The sequence below is a fragment of the Terrabacter sp. RAF57 genome, from assembly GCF_052113925.1.
Classification (GTDB): domain Bacteria; phylum Actinomycetota; class Actinomycetes; order Actinomycetales; family Dermatophilaceae; genus Terrabacter.
Genome location: NZ_JBFRDT010000018.1, coordinates 75,654 through 83,294 on the forward strand (window position 1 = coordinate 75,654; position 7,641 = coordinate 83,294).

The window sequence follows — 7,641 nt, forward strand, 5'->3', positions numbered from 1 at the left end:
GTGAGCAGCGAGGTGACCGTGGACGCCCCCACCGAGGAGCGCCATCCGGGGACGACGTCCATCGACACGCACACCTCCCTCGACATCCTCCGGGCCCTCAACGCCGAGGACGCGACGGTGGCCGGTGCCGTCGGTGAGGTCCTCCCCGAGCTGGCCCTCCTCGTCGACCGCGCGGTCGAGTCGCTCCGCGCCGGCGGGGCCGTCCACTACTTCGGCGCCGGCACGTCCGGACGCCTCGCCGTGCTCGACGCCGCCGAGCTGCGCCCCACCTTCAACGCCCCGGCCGGGCTCGTCGTGGCCCACCACGCGGGCGGCCCCGGCGCCCTGCTCGAGGCCGTCGAGAACGTCGAGGACGACGTCGACCTGGGTCGCGAGGAGGCCGAGGCCCTGCGTCCCGGCGACATCGCCATCGGCCTCACGGCCTCCGGGCGTACGCCGTTCGTCGCCGGCGCTCTCGCGCGGGCTCGCGAGCTCGGCGCCGTCACGGCCCTCGTCACGGCCAACCCGGACGCCGAGGTCGCCGTCCACGCCGACCTGCTGCTCGCCGTGCGCACCGGACCCGAGGCGCTGACCGGCTCGACCCGCCTCAAGGCCGGCACCGCCCAGAAGCTCGTCCTCAACTCGTTCTCGACCGCCGTGATGATCCGCCTCGGCCGCACGTGGAGCAACCTCATGGTCGACGTCGTCGCGACGAACGCCAAGCTCCGCGGCCGCGTCGTCCGGATCCTCCAGGAGGCCACCGGCGCCGACGCCGAGCAGGCCCGGCGGGCGCTCGACGACGCCGACGGCGAGCTCAAGCCCGCACTGCTCTCGATGCTCGCGGGCATCGACGCCGCGACGGCCCGCGACGCGATCGCCGCCCACGACGGCTCCGTGGCCCACGCGCTGACGTCCCTCGGCGGCCAGGTGGCCGCCCCGGCCGCCCCCGCCGCCCCGACCCCCGAACGCTGAACCCACCACCCTCCCACCCACACGTGCCGACCCCCAGGCACCCAGCAGAACCCGACAGGAGCACCACCATGACGTTCGCCTCACGCCTCCCCGGCTCGTCGCGGCGCGCACGCCGCACGGTCCTGACGATCGCCGCGCTCTCCGGAGCGCTCGTCGTGACCGCCTGCTCGCCGTCCTCCTCGAGCTCCTCGAGCACGGGAGACGACGGCAAGGTCACCCTGACGGTGTGGTCGTGGCGCGTGGAGGACGAGGCCGCGTACACCAAGATCTTCGACGCGTACGAGAAGGCCCACCCGAACGTCACCGTCGACTTCAAGGCGTTCAAGGCGACCGAGTACAACAAGATCCTCGCGACCGGCCTCGCCGGCTCGAGCGGCCCCGACGTGCCCCAGGTGCGCTCCTACGGCCAGCTCCAGGGCACCGTCGCGAGCAAGTCGCTGCTGCCGCTCGACGGCAAGGTCGACCTCTCCGGCTGGGACGAGAACGTCGTCGCGAGCGCCAAGGGCAAGGAGGACGGCAAGACCTACTCGGTGCCGCTCGCCCGCCAGACCGTCCAGATGTTCTACAACCAGGGCCTCTTCGAGAAGAACGGCATCGCGGCCCCCACGACGTGGGCCGAGTTCATCGCCGCCAACGACAAGCTCATGGCGGCCGGCGTCACGCCGATCGCCATCGGCGCCAAGGATGACTGGACGCTCCCGATCGTCCACGAGGTGCTCGCGGCCCCGCGCTTCGGCGGCAAGGCCTTCCAGGGCGAGGTCCTCTCGGGCCAGAAGACCTTCACCGACCCTGACTGGGTCGGGTCGGTGCAGGTCGTGGGCGACCTCGAGAAGTACATGCCCAAGAACGCCACCGGCGTGGCCCAGACCGACGCGCAGACGCTCTTCTCGGCGGAGAAGGCCGCGATGATCCCCGGTGGCAGCTTCGACCTGTCCGTCTTCCAGAAGGCCAACCCGGCCATGAAGATCGGCATCTTCCAGGTGCCGCCGGCCCCGGGCTCGCCGAGCGGGTCCGAGTCGACGACGGCAGGATGGGCCGATGGCAACTTCGCCGTCTCCGCCAGGTCGAAGCACCCGACCGAGGCCACGGAGCTCGTGAAGTGGATGACCACGAAGGAGTTCGGCCAGATGGTCAACGACGACATCAAGCAGATCTCGGCCGTGCCGGGTGTCGAGCCGACCGACCCGCTGCTCAAGCAGATGAGCGAGAACTACACGAAGTCCGGTTCGCCGTACCTGCTGCTCACCGACTTCCGCTACGGCGCACCCACGGGCACCGACCTGCTCGGCAAGGGCCTGCAGGAGATGCTGCTCGGCTCCAAGGACGCCACCGCGGTGAGCCAGGACCTCGAGACCGGCGTCAAGACCTGGTTCAAGCCGAGCGCGTGACGGTTCCTGCATGAGGCGCCGCACCGGCCTGGTCTTCGTCGCTCCGGCGCTCGCGCTCTTCGCGGTGTTCGTGCTCTACCCGATGGTGACGGCGTTCTCCTACGCCTTCTTCCAGTGGCAGGGCACGACCCGCGGAGCGTTCGCGGGCCTCGAGAACTTCGTGACGCTCTTCACCAGGGCCCCGTTCACGACAGACCTCCCGCGGGCGTTGCTGCACAATGTGCTCTTCTTCATCGGCACGATGCTCATCCAGAACACCTTCGGGCTCACGATCGCCTACCTGCTCTACACGCGTCCGCGCAGTCGCCGGATGCTGCAGACGCTCTACGCGATGCCCTACCTCGTCAGCCCGATCGTCATCGGCTACCTCTGGACGCTGCTCCTGTCGCCGACGTTCGGCCCGGTCAACACGCTGCTGACGAAGGTCGGCCTCGAGTCATGGGCCCTCCCCTGGCTCGGTGACCCGAAGACGGCCATCTGGGTCGTCATCCTCGTCAGCGTGTGGCAGTGGATCGGCTTCCCCGTGCTGCTCTACGGCGCCGCACTGGGTGGCGTCCCGGAGGAGCTGACCGAGGCGGCCCGCGTCGACGGCGCGAGCAACCGGCAGGCGTTCTCCAAGATCACGCTGCCGTTGCTCGTGCCCGCCATCGGCACGGTGTCGGTCCTGACGTTCATCTTCGCCATGGAGGCCTTCGCGCTCCCCTACGCCTTCGGTGGTTCGACCGGGAACCCTGCGGGCGCAACGGACTTCGTGTCACTGCTCTTCTACCGCACGGCGTTCGACTCGGGAGCGACCGACGCCATCGGCAGCTCGTCGGCCCTCGCCACCCTGCTCTTCCTCATCATCTTCGGTGGCGCCTACGCCGCCACGGCCGTGCTGCGCCGTCACGAGCGGAGGATCACCGCATGACCACGGCCGTCGTCACCACCGAGGCGCCGCAGGAGCAGGTCGCGGCCCGTCCGACCCAGGGCAGCCGCAGGCGCCCACCGCGGGTCAACCGTCCCGTGGGCGGCGCCGGTGCCAGCGTGCTCCTCTGGGGGTATGCCGCCCTGGCGCTCGTGCCGCTGCTGCTCATGGTGAGCAACAGCTTCCGCACCAACGCCGACCTCATCACCGACCCGCTCGGCCTCCCCGCTCCCCCGACGACGGCCAGCTACGTCGAGGCGTGGACCACCGGCAACTTCGCGACGTACTTCGGCAACTCGCTCCTCGTCACGGTCGGCGCGGTCGCGATCTCGACCGCCGTCGCGACGATGGCCGCCTACGCGCTGGCCCGCGGGCGGGCGCGGATCTTCCGCTGGCTCGAGGCGCTCTTCCTCTCCGGCCTGATGCTGCCGATCCACCTCGCGATCCTGCCGATCTTCTACCTCTTCGACGGGCTCGGGCTCATCGACTCGCGGCTCGGCCTCATGCTCATGTACGCCGCGTCGGGCATCCCGTTCTCGATCTTCGTCCTCACGACGTTCTTCCGGCAGCTGCCGGAGGAGCTCGAGGAGGCGGCGGCGCTCGACGGCGCGAGCAGCTGGCAGACCTTCTGGCGGATCATGGTCCCGCTCGTGCGCCCGGCGCTCGCGACGGTGGCCGTCTTCCGGTTCGTGCCGATCTGGAACGACTTCCTCTTCCCACTCGTGCTGCTGCGCAGCGAGGACAAGTACACCCTCCCGGTCGGGCTGACGAGCTTCTTCGGCGAGAACGCGACGAACTACTCGGCCGTCTTCGCCGGGCTCGTCATCACGACGGTCCCGCTCATCGTGCTCTTCCTCGTCGCCACGAAGCAGATCGTCGCGGGCTTGACCGCCGGCATGGCGAAGTGATCGGCTCCCTCGCGTGAACGAGCAGCAGGTCGTGGCCGTCGACGTCGGCGGGTCGGGCCTCCGACTGCAGACGTGTGCCGTGTCGCCCGGTCCCGTGCTCACGGCACCGGGCGTGCGGCTCGGGGCGGGCGGCATCGACGTCGCAGCGCTCGTGTCCGACGCCCGCGCCCTGCTGGGAGCGCGCCCAGACGACGAGACCCGTCGTGGCACAGCGGCTCCCGCGGTCGTCGTCTGGTCGATGCGCGGCCTGCTCTTCCTCGCCGACCGGTCGGAGGTGCTGCGCACCGTGGCGGAGGGCCTGGGCGCCGAGCGCACCGTCGTCGTCAGCGACGCCGTCGCCAACCTCGTCGGCGCGACGGGCCGGATCGGTCCCGGCGCGGTCGTCGCGGCGGGCACCGGGGCGGTCGCGTTCGGCACCGACTTCGAGCAGCAGTGGCGCCGGGTCGACGGGTGGGGGCACGTGCTCGGCGACGCCGGGTCGGCGGCGACCCTCGGCATGGCCGGACTCCGCGCCGCACTGCGCGCCCACGACGGGCTCCCCGACGGGTCGTCCGCCATCTTGGCAGCGGCCAGCGACCTGCTCGGCCCTCCGGAGGGCTGGCCGCGACTCGTCATGACGAGTTCCGACGCCCCCGAGCGCCTCGCCGCCGTCGCCCCGCTCGTCACGGCGGCCGCCGACGACGACGACGTCTCCCACGCCCTCTGCGCCCGCTCCGGCGCCGACCTCGCCGACTCGCTGCTGCGCGCGGCGGAGGGCCTGACCGACCCGGTCCTCACCGCGACCGGCGGCCTCCTCAGCGCCCGACCGGTCGTGGACGCTCTCGACGACCGGCTCGCCCGGGTCGGCGGCGGCGCCCGGCGCTCAGCGGCCCGCGGTGGGGCCCTCGACGGCGCCCTCCACCTGGCCCGGCACCTGCGCGACACGGGAGCGGTCCCCGAGCACCCGGCATACCTCCTCACGACGTGATCGGCGGGCCGGCACCCCGCCCGGGCAGCTGACGAGCCCGGAAGGGCCCCAGCGGTGCGGCGAGCCGGTACCCTCCGACGGGGGTGGTCCGATTCACCCGATTTGTGCCGTGCCTCCATCGGGATCCACGTGCCGTCCGGACCATCGCCGTGACGCTCGAGAGGTTCTGACATGCCCGGTTCACCCCGCCGACTCACGGCAATCGTCGGTGCTGCCGCACTGGCCCTCGGTGCAGCCTCCAGCGCGAGCGCCGCTGCCCTGACGGCGGCTCCGGCACCAGCGCGCCCCGCGGCCGCGAGCCCCGCGGCCGCGACCCCCGCGCCGGCCCCGGCCGTGACACCCACGGGCACGCGATCCGTGGACTACCGCGGCGTCCACCTCTCCGTCCCGTCCGACTGGGCCGTCGTCGACCTCGACGCCGACCCCACCCGCTGCGTCCGTCTCGACGTGCGGGCCGTCTACCTGGGCCGACCGGGCTCCCAGCAGGACTGCCCCGCGCACCTCGTCGGGCGCGCCGAGACGATCTGGCTGCACCCGGGATCCGACCGGGCGAGCACGGCGACGACCTCGAGGACGACCACCCTCGGCACGCTCCGGGCCCACACCGGCACCGACCGCGCCGCCGGCACCACGATGGCGAGGTTCACGGCACAGGACGTGCAGGTCGACGCCACCTGGGGCTCGAGCGAGTCGAGGGTCGACGACGTCCTCGCCACCGCGACCGCGAGCTCGGCGGCCACGCGCACCGGCCCGGCCGCCGGCACGGCGGCAGCCACCTCGTCCACCTCCTCCGCCTCGTCCTCGTCGGCCACCGCCTCCACGGCCACCGCCTCCCCGGGCACGGCCTCGACCGCCGCGACGTCGGGGCCACACCCCTTCACCGGGATGGCGTTCGACGCGTGCGCCGCCCCGAGCGTCGCGACGATGCAGTCCTGGCTGGCCTCCCCCTACCGTGCCGTGGGCATCTACATCGGCGGCTCGATGCGGGCCTGCGGCGACGGCAACCTCTCCTCGACGTGGGTGAGCCAGGTCAGCTCGATGGGCTGGGGACTCATGCCGATCTACGTCGGGCCACAGGCACCCTGCGTCGACCAGACCGGCCTCAGCACCATCGACCCGACGCAGGCGGCTGCGCAGGGCAAGGCCGCCGCTGCCGACGCGGCCGGGCGCGCGGCCTTCTTCGGTCTCGGCGCCGGCACGCCCGTCTACTACGACATGGAGGCGTACGACCCCACCGTGTCCGGCTGCACGGCCACGGTCCTGTCGTTCCTGACGGCATGGACGCAGGAGCTGCACGCCCGCGGCTACACCTCCGGCGCGTACGGCAGCACCGCCTCGCTCATGGTCGACCTGTCCACGGCGATGGGCACGACGGGCTTCACCGCACCCGACAACGTGTGGTTCGCCAGCTGGAACGGGCTGCAGACCCTGTCCGACTCGACGAGTCACCCCGAGTTCCGGGACAGCTACTGGGCCGGCGGCCAGCGGCTCCACCAGTACGCCACCGGCAGCGAGACGTGGGGCGGGGTGAGGATCGACATCGACGCCGACTGGGTCGGCGGCCGCGTCACGGGCGCGCCGGTCCCGATCAGCTACGGCTCCGACACGACGGGCCCAGGCAGCCCGTCGTTCGTCTTCACCGGCAACATGTCCTACTGGAAGCCCAACCAGGGCCAGGGTGTGCAGGGACGCGCGTACTCCACGTACGCCAACGGCAGCACGGAGGAGAACGGCGCCACGTGGTCCCCGGCCCTCTCGGCAGGCCTCTACGCGGTGAGCGCCTTCGTCCCGGCCACCAGAGCCGACGCCAAGGTCACGTATGCCGTCACCGACGCCCGCGGGTCCGCGACCACCGTCGTCGACCAGTCCACGGCGGCGGGCACGTGGTCCCCGCTCGGCACCTACCTCGCCCGCTCCGGGACCTCGGTGCGGGTCCACGCCGGCGACAACGGACCCAGCCCCACGACCGCCCAGGTCGGCGTCGATGCCATGCGGTTCTCCCTCGTGGCCACCGCGCCGTCGGCCCCGACGTCGGTGTCGGCGGTCCCTGACAACGGCCGCGCGACCGTCCGCTGGACCGCGGCCACGTCGAACGGCAGCCCGGTGACGGGCTACACCGTGACGTCCTCGCCCGCAGGGGCGAGCGCGACGGTGTCCGGCTCCGCCACGTCGGCCACCCTCACCGGGCTGCGCAACGAGACGGCCTACACCTTCACGGTGACGGCGACGAACGTCATCGGTGCCGGCCCAGCCTCGACCCCGTCGGCGGCCGTGCGGCCCTCGTCCTTCTCGCACCTCGTCCCGGTGACGCCCACTCGCCTGCTCGACACCCGCGTCGGCACGACATCCAACCCCGTCCGCACCGCGATCCCCGCCGGCGCCTCGCTCACCATCAAGGTCGCCGGCGTCACCGGGTCACCCGTGCCCGCCGGAGCGACCGCCGCCGCGATCAACCTCACCGCCACCTCACCCCGGGCGGCCGGCTTCCTCAGCGCCGACTCCACCGCGACGACGGGCAGC

General features: G+C 72.4%; 6 protein-coding genes. All 6 read left to right on the forward strand.

What is annotated here, in order from left to right:
* Nucleotides 1–951, forward strand: coding sequence for an N-acetylmuramic acid 6-phosphate etherase (locus tag AB4Y83_RS18045; RefSeq protein ID WP_056822516.1), 951 nt, complete (start codon nt 1–3; stop codon nt 949–951).
* Nucleotides 952–1,019: 68 nt separating this feature from the next.
* A complete protein-coding gene (locus tag AB4Y83_RS18050) occupies nt 1,020–2,339 on the forward strand; it encodes an ABC transporter substrate-binding protein (protein ID WP_442297708.1) in 1,320 nt (439 codons plus the stop codon).
* Nucleotides 2,340–2,349: 10 nt separating this feature from the next.
* Nucleotides 2,350–3,249: a carbohydrate ABC transporter permease gene (locus AB4Y83_RS18055; RefSeq protein ID WP_442276388.1), complete on the forward strand. Its 900-nt coding sequence runs from the start codon at nt 2,350–2,352 to the stop codon at nt 3,247–3,249.
* Nucleotides 3,246–4,154 (forward strand): carbohydrate ABC transporter permease, encoded by a 909-nt coding sequence (locus AB4Y83_RS18060; protein ID WP_442297709.1) that lies wholly within the window; start codon nt 3,246–3,248, stop codon nt 4,152–4,154. Before AB4Y83_RS18055 ends, AB4Y83_RS18060 begins: the two co-directional genes overlap by 4 nt.
* Nucleotides 4,155–4,167: 13 nt before the next feature.
* Nucleotides 4,168–5,121, forward strand: a complete 954-nt coding sequence (locus tag AB4Y83_RS18065) for an N-acetylglucosamine kinase (RefSeq protein WP_442297710.1) — start codon at nt 4,168–4,170, stop codon at nt 5,119–5,121.
* 171 nt (nt 5,122–5,292) lie between these two features.
* The coding region (locus tag AB4Y83_RS18070) for a glycoside hydrolase domain-containing protein (protein WP_442297711.1) at nt 5,293–7,641 on the forward strand (2,349 nt) is incomplete at its 3' end.